Here is a 17,397-nt window from a genome sequence, read left to right as displayed (position 1 = left end):
TGGTGTGACGTAAAAGATCGCAGCCTCTGGGCCGCTCCTGTAGGTGCAGCCCTGAGGCTGCGATCTTTTTGGGTGTCCCCCGGATTTGAGCCAAATCAGAACTCGGTTTGCGAAACTGTGGTCGAATGAGTGCGTGCGGCTTCTGCGTATGACAGTGCGCGCCGCATCAAGGGAGTTTTGACCATGAAACGTTTTGCTTTGGCGATTATCTGTTGCGCGCTGACCACCTCGGCCCTGGCGGCAACGAAGTCTTGTGAAGAGCTCAAGGCCGAGATCGAAGCAAAGATTCAGGCCAACAACGTGGCGTCCTACACGTTGGAGATCGTGAGTAATGACGAGGTGCATGATCAGAATATGGTGGTCGGCACCTGCGAAAACGGCACCAGGAAAATCATCTATCAGAAGAACGACCGTTAAGCCCCGTTAAGGTACGCAATTGACCTGCCGATCTTCTGCCACGATCTCGCCTTTGGCGTTATACAGCCGGGCGCTGGCGTCGAAGGACAGCGAGCGGGCTTCCAGTCGGTAACGCTGGCCCGCCTCGAAGTGGTCGTAGCGCACTGTCAGGTAACAGAGGCGCACCCGCGGTTCTATTATCATGCCTAATTTACCTGCAAATGTTTCGAAATCGAAGCGCACTACCAGTTCATGGCTGCCAGGTGTGACCTGAAAAAAACGCCCGTCGCTCAACCGCTGGTGATCCAGACGCTCGGCCAATATCACCCTGGCGCCGGGGGTCGGGGTGGCGAGGTCGATCCAGGCTTGTTGCGGATCGACACTCGGTAAAGGGCTGGTGCAGGCACTGAGGGTGGTCAGGGCGAGTAAAAGCAAAGACTGGCGCATGATGTCGGCGATTGAGATCAAGATACATTTAGCATAGCTCCGATCAGCTTCGCTGACAGCCTCTGGGGTGTCCTTGACCTACTACCCTCATCTGCTGGTCATAGAGCTTGGCCCATGGCCGGAAGCCGATGTTCCCGGCGTGCAGTTGATAACGTTGACCGGCGTTGAAGTCCTTGAATTTCACACTCAACTGACAGTCGCGCCAAAGCCGTTCGGTGTCCGGGCCAATATTGGTCGGCTCTACCGTGAATTGATAACGAACAGTCAACTCATGGCTACCGGGCTGAACTTCAAAATAGCGCTTGTCGGTCCAGGTTTTTTCGTCGACTTTCAGTGCTTGAAGCGTCGTGCCCTGATGAGCATTCAGATCGATCCAGGCTTGCGCCGGATCAGGGGTGGGCAGACCAGCACAGCCAGCTAACATCAGCAGGCCACCCATCAGCATTAACACGCGCATAGCGAAGCTCCAGGAAGGCGAGATAGTCTTGCAGCAGACATTCACGGGATGGTTCGATTTGGATAGGCAGCAGCGTATGAGCCATGGGGTACTCGACCGTCTTTTATGGCTTTTGTTTCCAGGGTTGTTGCTTTTGCTGCTGAACGGTTGTTCGAGCGTCAGTTATTACAGCCAATTGGCCAGCGGTCAGTGGCAGCTACTGCAGGCCCGCGAGCCTGTGGCCAAGGTGATTGCCGACCCTGCTCGTGACCCGAAACTGCGCGAGCATCTGGCCCAATCGCAGAAGGCCCGCGACTTCGCCAGTGAGCACTTGCACCTGCCCAATAACAAAAGTTATCGCCTGTACGCCGATATCGGCCGGCCTTATGTGGTGTGGAACGTGTTCGTCACGGCCGAGTTTTCCCTGACGCCGCAACATCATTGTTTCCCGATTGCCGGTTGTGTCGCCTATCGCGGTTATTACAGCCAGGGCGCGGCGCGAGGTGAGGCGGCGTTGCAACGCCAGCAAGGCATGGATGTGTCGATCAGCGGCGTCGAGGCTTATTCGACCCTGGGCTGGTTCAATGATCCGATTATCAATTCGATGATGGGGTGGGGTGATGAGCGACTGGCGACGCTGATCTTTCATGAGTTGGCGCACCAGCGTTTTTATGTGAAGGACGACACCGAGTTCAACGAGTCTTTCGCCAACTTCGTCGAGCAGGAAGGCACTCGCCAGTGGCGTGCGGCCCGCGGGTTGCCGCCAGCCAGCGAGGCTGATGTGCGGCAGCGGAATCAGTTTATCCAGCTGCTTCTGGACACCCGCACACGGCTTGAGCGGCTGTATGCATCACCGCTGCCGACCGCGCAGATGCGCCAGCGCAAAGCTGAGGAGTTCGAGCGGTTGCGCCGCGACTATCGACAACTGCGTGACAGCCAATGGGCCGGTGCGAATCGCTACGACGCCTGGATCAACGCACCAATGAATAACGCTCGGTTGCTGCCCTTCGGACTCTACGATCAGTGGGTGCCGGCGTTTGCGGTGTTGTTAAGGCAGTCGGGTGGGGATTGGGTGAGGTTCTATGGCGAGGTAGAAAAGCTGGGGGCCTTGCCGGTTGAGCAGCGCAGGGCGGCGCTGAAATCGTTGGCCGGCTCCAAAATGCCACTGGCAGTACAAAAATCATCGCGGGCAAGTCGGATCGCCGCACCGCTCGCTCCTTCGGGGGCAATCGGCGCCGGTTAGACATCCTGTAGGAGCGAGCTTGCTCGCGATTCGATTTGATTAGCGCTGCAAAAACGCCTGATGCAACTCAGCCAGCGTCTCGAAGTGATAAGCCGGCTGCTCAGCGCTTAATTCTTCACGGCTACCAAAGCCGTAGCCCACTGCTGCCGCATCCAGCCCGTTGCGCCTGGCGCCGATAAGGTCGTGTTTGCGGTCGCCGATCATCAGTGTGTCGCTTGGGTCCAGACCTTCTTCGGCCAGCAGATGGCAGATCAGCTCGACTTTATCGGTACGGGTGCCGTCCAGTTCGCTGCCGTAGATCACTTTGAAGTGCCTGGCGAAATCAAAGTGTCGGGCAATTTCCCGCGCAAACACCCAAGGTTTCGAGGTCGCAATATACAGCTGCCGCCCTTGCCCGCTCAGGGTTTCAAGCAGTGGCGTGACACCGTCGAACACGCGGTTTTCATACAGCCCGGTGACCTTGAAGCGCTCACGATAGAAATTCACCGCCTCCCAGGCCCTGGCCTCGTCGAAGTCGTAGAACTGCATGAAAGCCTGCAGTAGCGGCGGGCCGATAAAGTGTTCAAGCCTGGTCAGGTCCGGCTCATCAATGCCCAGTTTGCTCAGCGCGAACTGGATTGAACGTGTAATGCCTTCGCGAGGGTCGGTCAGGGTGCCATCGAGGTCGAACAAAACAGTTTGGTAATGCATGGTGATTCCTGAGTAATAGCGCTAGCCACACAGGCCACTAGGGTCAAGCCTGGTCGTAGCCTTCGGCCAGATGGAGATCCTTGAGCTTCACGTAATTGGCCGCGCTGTAGGTGAAAAAGGCGCGCTCTTTGTCAGTCAGCGGCCGGACCTGTTTGACCGGGCTGCCCACATAGAGAAAACCGCTCTCCAGGCACTTGCCTGGTGGTACCAGACTGCCGGCACCGATGATTACGTCGTCTTCCACCACCGCGCCGTCCATGACAATGCTGCCCATGCCAATCAGGATTCGGCTGCCAACAGTGCAGCCGTGGAGCATCACTTTGTGGGCGATGGTCACATCATCACCGATCAGCAGAGGGAAACCGTCCGGATTGAAGGGACCTGCGTGAGTGATGTGCAGCACGCAGCCGTCCTGCACGCTGGTGCGCTCCCCGATGCGGATGCGGTGCATGTCGCCGCGGATCACCGTCAACGGCCAGATCGAGCTGTCAGCACCGATTTCAACGTCGCCGATGACCACCGCCGAGCAGTCGACAAAAGCCCGCTCGCCCAGTGTAGGCGTGTGGTTCTGGTAGGTGCGAATGGCCAAGTTGCATTCCCTCTGTGACATTTATTAATGGGGTTGATAGCTGCGGTGAGCGTCGATTGTAATTAAGATGGCCCAATGTTTCTTCCAGCCAAGGTGCCAAACCGTGAGCGTGAACAACCCTCTTCTGCAGCCCTACGACCTGCCGCCGTTCTCGGCGATCCGCGCCGAGCATGTGCAACCGGCCATTGAACAGATCCTCGCTGACAACCGCGCCGCTATCGCTGGCATCCTCGTAAGTCAGGGCAAACAGCCTACCTGGGCCGGTCTGGTGCTGGCCATGGATGAACTCAACGATCGCCTGGGCTCTGCCTGGAGTCCGGTCAGCCATCTGAATGCCGTATGCAATAGTGCTGAACTGCGCGAGGCTTACGAGTCCTGCCTGCCAGCACTGAGCGCCTACGCCACCGAATTGGGCCAGAACCGCGAATTGTTTGAGGCCTATGAAGCGCTGGTAAACAGCCCGGAAGCGGCCGGTTTCGACGTCGCGCAAAAAACCATTCTAGAACACGCGCTGCGTGACTTCCGTCTGTCGGGTATCGATTTGCCTGCGCCTGAGCAAAAGCGTTACGCCGAGGTCCAGAGCAAACTGTCCGAGCTGGCCAGCCGTTTCTCTAACCAATTGCTCGATGCCACCCAAGCCTGGACCAAACACATCACTGACGAAGCAGCCCTTGCCGGCCTGACCGATTCGGCCAAGGCGCAAATGGCCGCCGCCGCCCAGGCCAAAGACCTGGAAGGCTGGCTGATCAGCCTGGAATTCCCAAGCTACTTCGCGGTGATGACCTACGCGCATGACCGCGCATTGCGCGAAGAAGTCTACGCCGCTTACTGCACCCGTGCGTCGGACCAAGGCCCGAACGCCGGTCAGAACGATAACAGCCCGGTGATGGAAGAGATCCTCGACCTTCGTCAGGAGCTTGCGAAACTATTGGGGTTCACCAGTTTCTCGGAGCTGAGCCTGGCGACCAAAATGGCCGAGTCCAGCGATCAGGTGCTGAGCTTCCTGCGCGATCTGGCCAAGCGCAGCAAACCGTTCGCCGCGCGGGATCTGGAGCAACTGAAGGCTTACGCCGCTGAACAGGGCTGCCCGGATCTACAAAGCTGGGACAGCGGTTTCTACGGCGAAAAACTCCGTGAACAACGTTACAGCGTCGCCCAGGAAGCCCTGCGTGCGTACTTCCCGATCGATAAAGTACTGAGCGGCCTGTTTGCCATCGTCCAGCGTCTGTATGGCATCGAAATCGCCGAGTTGAAAGAGTTCGACACGTGGCACCCGGACGTTCGCCTGTTCGAAATCAAGGAAAACGGCGAGCACGTCGGGCGCTTCTTCTTCGATCTGTATGCCCGCGCCAATAAGCGTGGCGGTGCCTGGATGGACGGCGCTCGCGACCGTCGCCGCACTGCTGAAGGCGTGCTGCAAAACCCGGTGGCGAATCTGGTCTGCAACTTCACCCCGGCGGTCGGCGGCAAGCCTGCGCTGCTGACCCACGATGAAGTCACCACTCTGTTCCACGAATTCGGTCACGGTCTGCATCACCTGCTGACCCGCGTCGAATACACCGGTGTGTCCGGTATCAACGGCGTGGCGTGGGATGCGGTCGAGTTGCCAAGTCAGTTCATGGAAAACTGGTGCTGGGAGCCGGAAGGCCTGGCGCTGATTTCCGGTCATTACGAAACCGGCGAGCCGCTGCCGCAGGACTTGCTGCAAAAAATGCTCGCAGCGAAAAACTTCCAGTCCGGGCTGATGATGGTTCGTCAGTTGGAATTCTCGATGTTCGACTTCGAACTCCACTCCACTCATGGCGACGGCCGCAGCGTGCTGCAAGTGCTCGAACGCGTGCGCGACGAAGTTTCGGTCATGCGTCCGCCGGCCTATAACCGCTTCCCTAACAGCTTTGCGCACATCTTCGCTGGCGGTTACGCGGCGGGTTACTACAGCTACAAATGGGCTGAAGTGCTATCGGCTGATGCATTCTCGAGGTTCGAGGAAGAAGGTGTGTTCAACGCCGACACCGGTCGCGCGTTCCGCGAAGCGATTCTGGCGCGCGGCGGTTCTCAGGAGCCGATGGTGCTGTTCGTCGATTTCCGCGGACGTGCGCCGTCAATTGACGCACTCTTGCGCCACAGCGGCCTGAGTGAGGACGCGGCAGCATGAGTGACAGGCCTGTGAGTAAAACCAAAAAACGCTTCATCGCCGGGGCAGTCTGCCCGGCGTGCAGCGAGCCGGACAAATTGATGATGTGGAGCGAAGACGACGTGCCGCACCGCGAATGCGTGGCCTGCGGTTATAGCGACACGCTCAACGAGCAAGGTCTGTCGGTACCCAAGGAGTTGGGTACGCGGGTCAATACTTCAGCGTTGAAAGTGCCGGATGCCAAGGTGCAGACCGTGCAGTTTTTCCCCAATCCGAAGTTGAAAAAAGACTGACGATCCCCTCAACCTGCCAGTCTCCCACGGGGCTTGGCAGGTTTTCTCGCAGAGTGCTTATTGCGTGTCGGCGGCTTTGAACCAGCTTTTGACCGAGCAGGTGGCGAACACACTGGTACTGCACGCACCGCTGACCAGCGCAGCGCGCAGCTTTTCGATGTCAGCCTTCATCATGTAGCGAATCCCGTCCTTGAAGTGGGTGCTGTCGCCAAAGCCGCCTTGGGTCATTTCGTTCAAGGCGTCCTCTTTGCTCCAGCCCTGCACCACCACCCGGTACATCGCGGCCATCAGACCGGTGCGGTCCGAGCCATGTTTGCAGTGAATCAGTACCGGACCTTTGCTTTCAGCGGACTTGATTGCCCGCAAGGCCCTCAGTACCTCGGCGTCATCGACATGGTTGGTTTTATACGACAGGTGTACCTGGGTGATGCCCGGTGCCGACAACCAGTTGGAGTCGGACTCCGGCAGGAAGTTGATGACCGTCCCGACCTTGAGTTTTTCCAGCGACGGCACCGCTGCGCGATCGGGTAGCGTGCTGCGGTAGAGCGTCGGGGACATCTGGTAGAGGTTGTACTGCGCGTCGACCGGCTGAGCCCATTCGGCGGGGCGGGTCGACTGGGTTTCGTCAGCCTGAACCTGAGCTATCGCAAAGAGCGCCATGAAAGAAAAGCACAGTGCGGGTAAGACGCGGGTTTTCGACATGCGTGAGGGGGCCGTGAATGAGAAATGGGCGAGTGGAATCTAGCGTGGGGCCGAATGGGTCAAAGGCCCGTGAGTGGCTTGTCAAAGAATCGTGAAGTCTGTTGGGACGGCGGGATTATCGAAAACTCTGCAATTTTAAGCTGAATCGATTCATCTTTATGCTTAGCCTGCTACCATTTGTAACTAAAATTTGCTGATGTGCTCTTTTCCTTCGGGTTGAGCTCGACCCACATCGCTGCCAAAAAAACGACAAGCTGCTCTTTAGATGCGGCTGATAAATCCGTGAATGCCTGATGAGGTGCACCCATGTCCGATCAAGATCGAGACAACCCGCGGCGTGAGTTTTTACGCAAATCCCTGACCTTGATCCCTGTGGTCACCGTTGCCAGCACTGCGCTGGGCAGCTCCGTGCTGCTGGCGGCACCTGAGGCGGCTCCTGCCAACCCGGGCAAGACGCCTGTCAGCAGCGCTGCCTATGAGCCGGTTTTTTTTACCGCCCAAGAGTGGGCCTTTATCCAGGCTGCGGTCGCGCGTCTGATTCCCGCCGACGAACAAGGCCCGGGAGCCCTCCAGGCGGGTGTGCCTGAATACATCGACCGGCAAATGAACACGCCTTACGCCGCCGGAGCCTTGTGGTACATGCAAGGGCCATTCAATGCCGACGCGGCACCGGAAATGGGCTGGCAGAGCAAGTTGGTGCCCAAAGAGATCTATCGCCTGGGTATTGCAGCGACGGATGCGTGGTCAAAAACGCTCAACGGTAAGCTATTTGCTGCGCAAGACAGCGCTACCCAGGACGATTTGCTCAAGCAACTTGAGGCCGGCCAAGCGCAATTCGACAGCGTACCGTCGAAGATTTTCTTCAACATCCTGCTGCAAAACACCAAGGAAGGGTTCTTCTGCGACCCGATCCACGGTGGCAATAAAGGCATGGTCGGCTGGACCATGATCGGTTTCCCCGGCGCTCGCGCCGATTTCATGGATTGGGTGGAACGCAACGAGCAATACCCCTTCCCGGCAGTGTCGATTCGCGGCGAGAGGGCTTGAGCATGGCAACTGTAATGAAGAAGGTCGACGCGGTGATCGTTGGTTTCGGCTGGACCGGCGCGATCATGGCCAAGGAGCTGACGGAAGCAGGCCTCAATGTGCTGGCGCTGGAGCGCGGGCCGATGCAGGACACCTACCCCGACGGCAACTATCCGCAGGTCATCGACGAACTCACCTACAGCGTGCGTAAAAAACTCTTTCAGGACATATCGAAAGAGACCGTCACCATTCGCCATAGCGTGAATGACGTTGCCCTGCCGAATCGCCAACTCGGCGCCTTTCTGCCGGGTAATGGCGTCGGTGGCGCTGGTTTGCACTGGTCCGGCGTGCACTTTCGGGTCGACCCGATCGAGTTGCGCATGCGCAGTCATTACGAAGAGCGCTATGGCAAAAGCTTCATCCCCAAGGACATGACCATTCAGGACTTCGGTGTCAGCTACGAAGAACTGGAGCCGTTTTTCGACTATGCCGAAAAAGTCTTTGGCACTTCGGGCCAGGCCTGGACCGTGAACGGTCAGGTGGTGGGCGAAGGCAAAGGCGGCAACCCTTACGCGCCAGATCGTTCGAATCATTTCCCACTGCAATCGCAGAAGAACACCTACTCCGCGCAGTTGTTCCAGAAAGCCGCCAATGCCGTGGGTTACAAACCCTACAACTTGCCATCCGCCAATACCTCGGGGCCATACACCAACCCTTACGGTGCGCAGATGGGCCCCTGCAACTTCTGTGGTTTTTGCAGCGGCTACGTCTGCTACATGTATTCCAAAGCCTCGCCGAACGTGAACATCCTGCCAGCGCTCAAGCCGCTGCCGAACTTCGAGTTGCGGCCTAACTCCCACGTGCTCAAGGTCAATCTCGACAGCACCAGGACCAAGGCTACCGGCGTCACCTATATCGACGCCCAGGGCCGGGAGATTGAGCAGCCAGCGGATCTGGTAATCCTGGGTGCGTTCCAGCTCCACAACGTACGGTTGATGCTGCTTTCCGGCATTGGCAAGCCTTATGACCCGATCAGCGGCGAAGGCGTGGTGGGCAAGAATTTCGCGTATCAGAACCTGGCCACCATCAAGGCCTACTTCGACAAGGATGTGCACACCAACAACTTCATTGGCGCTGGCGGCAATGGTGTGGCGGTGGATGATTTCAATGCCGACAATTTCGACCATGGCCCCCACGGTTTCGTCGGCGGTTCGCCGATGTGGGTCAACCAGGCCGGTAGTCGGCCGATTGCCGGGACCTCCAACCCGCCGGGCACTCCGGCCTGGGGCAGTGCCTGGAAACGCGCGACAGCCGATTACTACACCCATCAGGTGTCGATGGATGCCCACGGTGCGCATCAGTCCTACCGTGGCAACTACCTCGATCTCGATCCGGTGTACCGCGATGCCTACGGCCTACCGCTGCTGCGGATGACCTTCGACTGGCAAGAAAACGACATCAAGATGAACCGCTTCATGGTCGGGAAGATGAGCAAGATCGCCGAAGCGATGAATCCCAAGGCCATCGCCCTGCTTGGCAAGAAAGTCGGCGAACACTTCAACACCGCGGCCTACCAGACCACTCATCTCAATGGTGGCGCGATCATGGGCACCAATCCGAAAACCAGTGCGCTCAATCGCTACCTCCAGAGCTGGGACGTGCATAACGTCTTTGTTCCCGGCGCATCGGCTTTCCCGCAAGGTTTGGGTTACAACCCCACCGGTCTGGTGGCTGCGTTGACTTACTGGTCGGCCCGAGCGATCCGTGAGCAATACCTGAAGAACCCCGGCCCGCTGGTTCAGGCTTAAGGAGCGATGACCATGAAAGCACTCGTTATCGCGACCTTTACGCTGTTGAGCAGCCTGTCGGCATTGGCTGCTGAAGTTGATCAACAAGCGCTGATCAGTCAGGGCCAATACCTGGCTCGCGCCGGAGACTGTGTGGCCTGCCACACCGCCAAGGGTGGCAAACCCTTTGCGGGCGGGCTGGCGATGGAAACGCCGATCGGCACCATTTACTCCACTAACATCACGCCGGACAAAACCGGCATTGGCGAATACAGCTTCGAAGACTTCGACAAGGCCGTGCGCCACGGCGTCGCGAAAAGCGGTAGTACGCTTTACCCGGCCATGCCATACCCGTCCTATGCGCGCGTCAGCGAAGCGGATATGCAGGCGCTATATGCCTACTTCATGAAGGGCGTTGCACCAGTGGTTCGGGACAATAAAGACAGCGACATCCCCTGGCCGTTGAGCATGCGTTGGCCATTGGCGATGTGGCGCGGGATGTTCGCGCCGAGCGTCAAGGACTATCAGGCCGTCGCAGGTGAAGACCCTGTGGTCAGCCGTGGTGCGTACCTGGTGGACGGTCTCGGCCATTGCGGTGCCTGCCACACGCCGCGAGCCCTGACCATGCAGGAAAAAGCCTTGAGCGCCGATGAAGGCCGTGAGTTTCTCTCGGGCAGCGCGCCACTTGAAGGCTGGATTGCGAAGAGCCTGAGGGGTGACCACAAGGACGGTCTCGGCAGTTGGAGCGAAGAGCAGCTGGTGCAGTTTCTCAAGACCGGCCGCAGTGATCGCAGTGCAGTGTTCGGTGGCATGAGCGATGTGGTGCTCCACAGCATGCAGTACATGACGAATGATGACCTCACCGCGATCGCTCGTTACCTCAAGTCACTGCCATCCAATGACCCCAACGACCAGCCGCACCCCTACGACAAGCAGGTCGCCCAGGCATTGTGGAAAGGTGACGACAGCAAACCCGGGGCGTCGGTCTACATCGATAACTGCGCTGCCTGCCACCGTACTGACGGTCACGGTTACACGCGAGTATTCCCGGCGTTGGCGGGCAATCCGGTGTTGCAGTCAGATGACCCAACCTCGTTGATTCATATTGTTCTGAAGGGCGGCACCCTGCCCGCTACCCACACGGCGCCTTCGACCTTCACCATGCCCGCGTTTGCCTGGCGGTTGTCCGATCAGGAGGTGGCCGATGTGGTCAACTTTATTCGCAGTAGTTGGGGCAACAAGGGGGCCGAAGTTAAGCCCGGTGAAGTAGCCGACTTGCGCAAAGATGAGATGAAAACCATGTTGGGGGATAATGTAGGGCAAATAACAAAAAATAATTAATGTTTGTTTGATGGCTGTCACTTGAACCTGTGCGGCGACGCGCCGCACAGGTTTACTCTGAAACACCGCTGAAGTGCCGAATGGTACTGGCCAGAACTCTGACGCTCTAATACTGTATGTGTATACAGCTTAGAGGCTCGTTCGATGTTCACTCCCCTGCCTCCTCGCGGACGCGGCACCGCGACCAATCCGCACAACCGCTTCGCGCCGAACCGCTCGGTCGCCGAGGACGACGGCTGGTATCAGGAAGCGCCGATGACGCAAGGCACCGAGGTGCGCATCGAGACGGCGAAAACCATCATCACTCGCAACAACTCGCCAGACTTGCCCTTCGATCGCTCGATCAATCCCTATCGTGGCTGTGAGCACGGTTGTATTTACTGCTATGCCCGGCCCAGTCATGCCTATTGGGATTTGTCGCCGGGGCTGGATTTCGAGACCAAGCTGATTGCCAAGACCAACGCCGCCGCTGTGCTGGAGCAGCAGCTTTCCAAGCGCGGTTATAAGTGCGCGCCCATCAATCTTGGGTCCAATACTGATCCTTATCAGCCGATCGAGCGCGAGCACAAAATCACTCGGCGAACCTTGGAAGTGCTGCTGCGATACCGCCATCCGGTGACCATCATCACCAAAGGCTCATTGATTCTTCGTGATCTGGACCTGCTCGTCGAGTTGGCGCAACAACGGTTGGTGGCGGTGATGATCAGCCTGACCACGCTCGATGATGAGCTCAAACGCATCCTCGAACCGCGAGCCGCTGCGCCAAAGGCCAGGTTGCGGGCAATCAAGGTCATGCGTGAAGCGGGAATTGCGGTAGGCGTGCTGTGCTCACCGATGATTCCGATGATCAACGACAGCGAACTGGAAAGTCTGCTTGGCGAAGCCCACGCCGCTGGCGCACAAAGCGCGGCCTACATGATGCTGCGCCTGCCGCTGGAGGTCGCGCCGCTGTTCGAGGAGTGGCTGGCCGCCCACTACCCGCAGCGTGCAGCCCATGTGCTGAGCCTGATTCGCCAGAGCCGAGGCGGTGAGCTGTACGACAGCCGTTATGGAGCGCGAATGCGCGGCGAAGGACCGTTTGCCGATCTTCTGGCGCAACGGTTTGCCAAAGCCATCAAGCGTCTGGGGCTCAATCGAGGGGAGGGATTCAATCTCGATTGCGAGGCTTTTTGTCCGCCGGGCGGCCAGATGTCATTGCTTTGAGAGGAATTGGCCTATCGTTGAATAGTGCCGATAATAGTGAGGCAGCTGGTACTCTGGTCACGTTTTTCCATGAGCGAAAGTGGCGGACTAGAGCGTTTGATTCAGTTCGAGTCAAGTTTTGGCGGTTACGGTATTCATATAGTGACTGATTGGTCACGGTCAGTAGCTGAGTGGTTTTTAGCCAGGCACTGACCCTGTGCTGCTGAAAAATTCCCTTAATCCGTCAAAGAGGATGAATCATGCGTGACAAGGATAAACAGCCGTTGGCTGCGTCGGCTTCAGCCCTTGCGGAGGCTGAAAGCGCCGATGCAGCGCTGCAGCATATCGTTGACGGCTTTCTGCACTTCCATCACGAGATCTTCCCGCAACAGGAAGAACTCTTCAAAAAACTCGCCACGGCCCAACGGCCAAGGGCGATGTTCATCGCGTGTGCCGATTCGCGCATCGTCCCGGAATTGATTACCCAAAGCGCTCCGGGCGACCTGTTCGTGACCCGCAACGTGGGCAACGTGGTGCCGCCTTATGGCCAAATGAATGGGGGTGTCTCCACGGCCATCGAATATGCGGTACTGGCGCTCGGCGTGCAGCACATCATCATTTGCGGACACTCGGATTGCGGCGCGATGCGCGCGGTGCTCAACCCGCAAAGCCTGGAAAAAATGCCCACCGTCAAAGCCTGGCTGCTCCATGCGGAGGTGGCCAAGACAATGGTTCAGGACAACTGCGATTGTGCAGACGAAAACGAAAGCATGCAGGTGCTGACCCAGGAAAACGTCATCGCCCAATTGCAGCATTTGCGCACTCACCCTTCGGTGGCGTCGCGCATGGCTAGCGGTCACCTATTTATCCATGGTTGGGTTTACAGCATCGAAACCAGTGAAATCAAAGCCTACGACGCGGACCAGGGCTGTTTTCTGCCTCTGGATGGCAGCCATCCGATTCCCGTTGCGACGCCCAAAGCGCGCTTCTAATCTGCTACCCCTGTGTGGTTTGGCTGCGGACGACAGTTGGAATGGGTTCAGCCGGAGTTTGAACCCAAGACCGTTGCCCAGGGCAAGATCGCAGCCGAGGCAACTCACCGACCGCGAGGCGGGCACAAAACCCGTAGCAGTTGCCGAAGGCTACGTTCGGCTGCGAAGCGGTCGCAATACAGCAACCGCCTACTTACAGAAAGAATGAAAGCGCTGGATTTACGGCTGCTTCGCAGCCGCACGTAGCCTGACGGCAACTGCTACGAGAGCAGGATGTGCCTGAAATTGCTTAATTGACCAGCTCCTGCTCAAACAGCCGGCGTATCCAGCTCCAGCTCTACGCCCAGTTGGCGCGACAGGCACGGCCAGCGTTTCCACGCAGCTCCGGTATCCGGGCTGTTGAGTTTTTCGCGGTAAGCCTCGACGGATTCCAGCGCGAAGCTCTCTTCATTGAGCATTTCGTCTACGGCGTGGTGCACGGCCTCATCCAGTTGGTTGGCGAATGTTTCGCCGATCAGTTGGTGGGCAATCAGGTTGGCGACGGTCATATCCAGTGGGATCAATGGCTGACCGAAATGCTTGATGTAGAGATCGTTGACCTCTTCGACCAGTCGATGAGCCAGATAGGCTTCGTCCAGCAGGCTATCAAGGCCTTCATGGCCGGCCATGATTGCCGGTGGCTGGATGAAGAACTGCTCGGCGATTTTCAGAACCGGTTTGATCTGGTCTTCGATACCCGCTTCACGCGCCACTTCGTTGGCCGCGTCGAGCAGGTCCGGGACTTGTTCTATATAAGCTGTGACAAAACGGGTCAAAACGCCCTTGGCGTCGGCATCGGACAGTTGGATGGCCGGATGAAGGTGCGGCAATTGAGTTTCCAGCTGACGCGTCAAATGGCCGGTCTGGGCCTCATGTTGATGGGCACGTTGGATCTGCTCGCGCAATGCGGCGGTGTTCATGAAAACTCCAGGGAACAAAGCAATGAAATAGGGAAGACATAAGTTAGCTTGCGTGCAAAAACTGCTAAGACGCATTTGTCATAATTATTTCATGGTTATGCGCTAGCGCTATATCGATTTGCCACCATTCGTCAGGTATCCCTCTCCATCCGTGGTCTCTGGCACAAGGCCGGCGTGTCTCAGTTGATTTACGCCATCGCGTTGCGAGGTCGAAGTCGCTGTCTATACTCGGGTCTGTATGAAGTTAGCTGATAACGCCCGGCTGCAGGTGCAGCCAAGGCGTGGCGGTTTAAGTTCGTAGTCTAGGCAGCCACTCCCTTGGCCGCAGGTGAAAGCCGGCGGGATAAAAAGAACGATAAGGGGAACCCGCGATGATGCGACATCCACAAGTCTGGATGGGCCTTGTGTTGTGGTCGATATTCAGCCAGGCGCAAGCCGCCTGGACCGTGAATATGGCGCCAGGGGCTACTGAGGTGAGTCACGCGGTATTCGACCTGCACATGACCATTTTCTGGATCTGTGTGGTGATTGGCATCATCGTCTTCGGTGCCATGTTCTGGTCGATGATCGTCCACCGTCGCTCCACCGGCCAGGTAGCTGCCAAATTTCATGAAAGTACGACGGTCGAGATCCTCTGGACTGTGGTTCCGTTCGTGATTCTGGTGGCAATGGCCGTTCCCGCGACCATAACCATGATCAAAATGTACGACACCAGTGAGCCGGATGTGGACATCCAGGTCACCGGCTATCAGTGGAAATGGCATTACAAATACCTCGGGCAGGACGTTGAGTTCTTCAGCAACCTGGCCACCCCCGCCGAACAGATTCATAACCTGGCCACCAAAGGCGAACACTATCTGCTGGAAGTCGATCAGCCGCTGGTGTTGCCGGTTGGCGCCAAGGTGCGGTTTCTGGTGACCGCTGCCGACGTCATCCACTCCTGGTGGGTGCCGGCGTTCGCGGTCAAGCGCGATGCGATTCCGGGGTTCGTCAACGAAGCCTGGACCCGGGTCGACAAGCCCGGTATCTACCGTGGCCAGTGTTCGGAGTTGTGCGGCAAGGACCACGGTTTCATGCCGGTTGTGGTCGAGGTCAAGAGCAAGGCTGATTACGACACCTGGCTGGCTGACCGCAAAGCCGAGAGCTCCAGGCTTAAAGAGCTGACCAGCAAAGAGTGGACGCTCGACGAACTGGTGGCTCGCGGCGACAAGGTCTATCACACCACTTGCGTCGCCTGTCACCAGGCTGAAGGCCAGGGCCTGCCGCCAATGTTTCCGGCGCTCAAGGACTCACCAATTGCCACCGGCCCCAAAGAAGATCACCTGCACCGCGTCTACTTCGGTAAGCCCGGCACCGCTATGGCGGCGTTCGGCAAACAGCTTTCGGAAGTCGATATCGCTGCTGTCGTGACCTACGAGCGCAACGCCTGGGGCAACAAGAAAGGCGACATGGTGACGCCTAAGGATGTTCTGGCTCTGAAACAGGCGCAAAGCCAATGACCCAGCCTATTGCGTGCTTCAGGAACCGCTTGGGGCTTGTCGCCCCGGATCGTCCAGCCCACCCGTTTGCAGGAGACAGGACATGAATGCTGTGAGCGATGACCACGGTCATGCAATCGTTGATGCCCACGCCCACGGTCCCGCCAAGGGCCTGATGCGCTGGGTGCTGACCACCAACCACAAAGACATCGGGACGCTGTACCTGTGGTTCAGCTTCAGCATGTTCCTGCTCGGCGGCTCGTTCGCCATGGTGATCCGTGCCGAGTTGTTCCAGCCGGGGCTGCAAATCGTCCAGCCAGAGTTCTTCAACCAGATGACCACCATGCACGGTCTGGTCATGGTCTTCGGTGCGGTGATGCCAGCGTTCGTCGGCCTCGCCAACTGGATGATCCCATTGATGATCGGCGCGCCGGACATGGCCCTGCCACGGATGAACAACTTCAGTTTCTGGCTGTTGCCGGCTGCTTTCCTGTTGTTGGTGTCGACCCTGTTCATGCCCGGTGGCGGGCCGAACTTCGGCTGGACCTTCTACGCACCTTTGTCCACGACCTACGCGCCGGAAAGCGTGACTTTCTTCATCTTCGCCATTCACCTGATGGGCATCAGCTCGATCATGGGCGCGATCAACGTGATCGCTACCATCCTCAACCTGCGTGCTCCGGGCATGACGTTGATGAAAATGCCGCTGTTCGTCTGGACCTGGCTGATCACCGCGTTCTTGTTGATCGCGGTGATGCCGGTGCTGGCCGGTTGCGTGACCATGATGTTGATGGACATCCACTTTGGCACCAGTTTCTTCAGTGCCGCCGGTGGTGGTGATCCGGTGCTGTTCCAGCACGTATTCTGGTTCTTCGGTCACCCCGAGGTGTACATCATGATTCTGCCGGCCTTCGGTGCCGTCAGCTCGATCATTCCGGCCTTTTCGCGCAAGCCGCTGTTTGGCTACACCTCGATGGTCTACGCCACGGCGAGTATCGCTTTTCTGTCGTTCATCGTCTGGGCACACCATATGTTCGTGGTGGGCATTCCGTTGGTGGGCGAGCTGTTCTTCATGTACGCCACGCTGCTGATCGCGGTGCCGACCGGGGTCAAGGTGTTCAACTGGGTCAGCACCATGTGGCAGGGGTCGCTGACCTTCGAGACGCCAATGCTGTTCGCGGTGGCGTTCGTGATCCTGTTCACCATCGGCGGTTTTTCCGGGCTGATGCTGGCCATCGCTCCGGCGGACTTCCAGTACCAGGACACCTACTTCGTGGTCGCGCACTTCCACTACGTGCTGGTGCCGGGGGCTATCTTCGGGATCTTCGCCTCGGCCTATTACTGGCTGCCGAAATGGACCGGGCACATGTACGACGAAACCCTGGGCAAGCTGCATTTCTGGCTGTCCTTCATCGGCATGAACATGGCGTTCTTCCCGATGCACTTCGTGGGACTTGCAGGGATGCCGCGGCGGATTCCGGATTACAACCTGCAATTCGCCGATTTCAACATGGTGTCCTCGATCGGAGCTTTTACGTTCGGTGCAACCCAGATCTTCTTCCTGTTCATAGTGATCAAGACCATTCGCGGCGGTGAGCCGGCACCGGCCAAGCCTTGGGAAGGTGCGCAGGGTCTGGAGTGGAGCATCCCGTCACCGGCGCCGTATCACACGTTTGTTACTCCGCCGGAAGTGAAATGAACG

The 17,397-nt window shown here is 58.0% G+C and carries 17 protein-coding genes; 11 read left to right on the top strand and 6 right to left on the bottom strand.

The features are described from left to right. The first annotated feature begins 183 nt into the window (after window positions 1-183). Complete coding sequence (locus AC07O1_RS03510) at window positions 184-417, top strand: DUF1161 domain-containing protein (protein WP_495022598.1); 234 nt, start codon at window positions 184-186, stop codon at window positions 415-417. Window positions 418-423: 6 nt separating this feature from the next. Here the strand turns inward: AC07O1_RS03510 and AC07O1_RS03505 are convergent, their stop codons facing one another. Beyond that, on the bottom strand, window positions 424-843 hold the full coding sequence (locus AC07O1_RS03505) for a PA0061/PA0062 family lipoprotein (protein ID WP_495087927.1): 420 nt from the start codon (window positions 841-843) through the stop codon (window positions 424-426). Window positions 844-886: 43 nt separating this feature from the next. Then, window positions 887-1,300 (bottom strand): PA0061/PA0062 family lipoprotein, encoded by a 414-nt coding sequence (locus AC07O1_RS03500; protein ID WP_495087926.1) that lies wholly within the window; start codon window positions 1,298-1,300, stop codon window positions 887-889. A 76-nt stretch (window positions 1,301-1,376) separates the two neighbouring features. Here AC07O1_RS03500 and AC07O1_RS03495 point away from each other — a divergent pair, with 76 nt between their 5' ends. Beyond that, entirely contained in the window at window positions 1,377-2,522 is a 1,146-nt protein-coding gene (locus AC07O1_RS03495) for an aminopeptidase (protein WP_495087925.1), read from the top strand. A 39-nt stretch (window positions 2,523-2,561) separates the two neighbouring features. Here the strand turns inward: AC07O1_RS03495 and AC07O1_RS03490 are convergent, their stop codons facing one another. Continuing rightward, a complete protein-coding gene (locus tag AC07O1_RS03490) occupies window positions 2,562-3,212 on the bottom strand; it encodes an HAD family hydrolase (RefSeq protein ID WP_495087924.1) in 651 nt (216 codons plus the stop codon). A 43-nt stretch (window positions 3,213-3,255) separates the two neighbouring features. Continuing rightward, window positions 3,256-3,801, bottom strand: a complete 546-nt coding sequence (locus AC07O1_RS03485; RefSeq protein ID WP_494991106.1) for a gamma carbonic anhydrase family protein — start codon at window positions 3,799-3,801, stop codon at window positions 3,256-3,258. A 103-nt stretch (window positions 3,802-3,904) separates the two neighbouring features. Here AC07O1_RS03485 and prlC point away from each other — a divergent pair, with 103 nt between their 5' ends. Next, entirely contained in the window at window positions 3,905-5,956 is a 2,052-nt protein-coding gene (gene prlC / locus AC07O1_RS03480; RefSeq protein WP_495087923.1) for an oligopeptidase A, read from the top strand. Continuing rightward, a complete protein-coding gene (locus AC07O1_RS03475; RefSeq protein ID WP_494991108.1) occupies window positions 5,953-6,228 on the top strand; it encodes a YheV family putative zinc ribbon protein in 276 nt (91 codons plus the stop codon). The genes prlC and AC07O1_RS03475 overlap by 4 nt, the downstream gene beginning before the upstream one ends. Window positions 6,229-6,285: 57 nt before the next feature. On the opposite strand, the gene AC07O1_RS03470 is transcribed toward AC07O1_RS03475, so the two are convergent. Continuing rightward, complete coding sequence (locus AC07O1_RS03470) at window positions 6,286-6,930, bottom strand: dual specificity protein phosphatase family protein (protein WP_494991109.1); 645 nt, start codon at window positions 6,928-6,930, stop codon at window positions 6,286-6,288. 306 nt (window positions 6,931-7,236) lie between these two features. On the opposite strand from AC07O1_RS03470, the gene AC07O1_RS03465 reads away from it, so the two are divergent. The 5 genes from AC07O1_RS03465 (at window position 7,237) to AC07O1_RS03445 (ending at window position 13,258) form a co-directional block, all read left to right on the top strand. After that, window positions 7,237-7,977, top strand: coding sequence for a gluconate 2-dehydrogenase subunit 3 family protein (locus tag AC07O1_RS03465; RefSeq protein WP_494991110.1), 741 nt, complete (start codon window positions 7,237-7,239; stop codon window positions 7,975-7,977). A gap of 2 nt (window positions 7,978-7,979) precedes the next feature. After that, complete coding sequence (locus tag AC07O1_RS03460) at window positions 7,980-9,764, top strand: GMC family oxidoreductase (protein WP_494991111.1); 1,785 nt, start codon at window positions 7,980-7,982, stop codon at window positions 9,762-9,764. Window positions 9,765-9,776: 12 nt separating this feature from the next. After that, window positions 9,777-11,084 carry a c-type cytochrome gene (locus AC07O1_RS03455; protein WP_495087922.1) on the top strand — a complete coding sequence of 436 codons (1,308 nt, stop codon included), beginning with the start codon at window positions 9,777-9,779 and terminating at the stop codon, window positions 11,082-11,084. Between the two features lie 144 nt (window positions 11,085-11,228). Next, window positions 11,229-12,287 carry a PA0069 family radical SAM protein gene (locus tag AC07O1_RS03450; RefSeq protein ID WP_495087921.1) on the top strand — a complete coding sequence of 353 codons (1,059 nt, stop codon included), beginning with the start codon at window positions 11,229-11,231 and terminating at the stop codon, window positions 12,285-12,287. A gap of 239 nt (window positions 12,288-12,526) precedes the next feature. Continuing rightward, window positions 12,527-13,258 (top strand): carbonic anhydrase, encoded by a 732-nt coding sequence (locus tag AC07O1_RS03445; RefSeq protein WP_494991114.1) that lies wholly within the window; start codon window positions 12,527-12,529, stop codon window positions 13,256-13,258. 308 nt (window positions 13,259-13,566) lie between these two features. Here the strand turns inward: AC07O1_RS03445 and AC07O1_RS03440 are convergent, their stop codons facing one another. After that, window positions 13,567-14,217, bottom strand: a complete 651-nt coding sequence (locus AC07O1_RS03440; RefSeq protein ID WP_494991115.1) for a hypothetical protein — start codon at window positions 14,215-14,217, stop codon at window positions 13,567-13,569. A 371-nt stretch (window positions 14,218-14,588) separates the two neighbouring features. On the opposite strand from AC07O1_RS03440, the gene coxB reads away from it, so the two are divergent. Both coxB and ctaD read left to right on the top strand, forming a co-directional pair. Then, a complete protein-coding gene (gene coxB / locus AC07O1_RS03435; RefSeq protein WP_494991116.1) occupies window positions 14,589-15,716 on the top strand; it encodes a cytochrome c oxidase subunit II in 1,128 nt (375 codons plus the stop codon). An 82-nt stretch (window positions 15,717-15,798) separates the two neighbouring features. Next, the gene (gene ctaD / locus AC07O1_RS03430; protein ID WP_494991117.1) at window positions 15,799-17,394 is read left to right on the top strand and encodes a cytochrome c oxidase subunit I; all 1,596 of its coding nucleotides are present in this window, start codon (window positions 15,799-15,801) and stop codon (window positions 17,392-17,394) included. Window positions 17,395-17,397 lie beyond the last annotated feature (3 nt).

The sequence above is a fragment of the Pseudomonas sp. GW821-FHT07G10 genome, from assembly GCF_059418545.1.
This window is presented reverse-complemented; position numbering and strand designations above follow the sequence as displayed.

Coding starts and splice junctions, on each gene's coding strand:
- coxB (WP_494991116.1), top strand. CDS start 14,589: ATGATGCGACATCCACAAGTCTGGATGGGCCTTGTGTTGTGGTCGATA.
- AC07O1_RS03505 (WP_495087927.1), bottom strand. CDS start 843: ATGCGCCAGTCTTTGCTTTTACTCGCCCTGACCACCCTCAGTGCCTGC.
- AC07O1_RS03440 (WP_494991115.1), bottom strand. CDS start 14,217: ATGAACACCGCCGCATTGCGCGAGCAGATCCAACGTGCCCATCAACAT.
- AC07O1_RS03490 (WP_495087924.1), bottom strand. CDS start 3,212: ATGCATTACCAAACTGTTTTGTTCGACCTCGATGGCACCCTGACCGAC.
- AC07O1_RS03455 (WP_495087922.1), top strand. CDS start 9,777: ATGAAAGCACTCGTTATCGCGACCTTTACGCTGTTGAGCAGCCTGTCG.
- ctaD (WP_494991117.1), top strand. CDS start 15,799: ATGAATGCTGTGAGCGATGACCACGGTCATGCAATCGTTGATGCCCAC.
- AC07O1_RS03465 (WP_494991110.1), top strand. CDS start 7,237: ATGTCCGATCAAGATCGAGACAACCCGCGGCGTGAGTTTTTACGCAAA.
- AC07O1_RS03445 (WP_494991114.1), top strand. CDS start 12,527: ATGCGTGACAAGGATAAACAGCCGTTGGCTGCGTCGGCTTCAGCCCTT.
- AC07O1_RS03450 (WP_495087921.1), top strand. CDS start 11,229: ATGTTCACTCCCCTGCCTCCTCGCGGACGCGGCACCGCGACCAATCCG.
- AC07O1_RS03510 (WP_495022598.1), top strand. CDS start 184: ATGAAACGTTTTGCTTTGGCGATTATCTGTTGCGCGCTGACCACCTCG.
- AC07O1_RS03500 (WP_495087926.1), bottom strand. CDS start 1,300: ATGCGCGTGTTAATGCTGATGGGTGGCCTGCTGATGTTAGCTGGCTGT.
- AC07O1_RS03460 (WP_494991111.1), top strand. CDS start 7,980: ATGGCAACTGTAATGAAGAAGGTCGACGCGGTGATCGTTGGTTTCGGC.
- AC07O1_RS03475 (WP_494991108.1), top strand. CDS start 5,953: ATGAGTGACAGGCCTGTGAGTAAAACCAAAAAACGCTTCATCGCCGGG.
- AC07O1_RS03470 (WP_494991109.1), bottom strand. CDS start 6,930: ATGTCGAAAACCCGCGTCTTACCCGCACTGTGCTTTTCTTTCATGGCG.
- AC07O1_RS03495 (WP_495087925.1), top strand. CDS start 1,377: ATGAGCCATGGGGTACTCGACCGTCTTTTATGGCTTTTGTTTCCAGGG.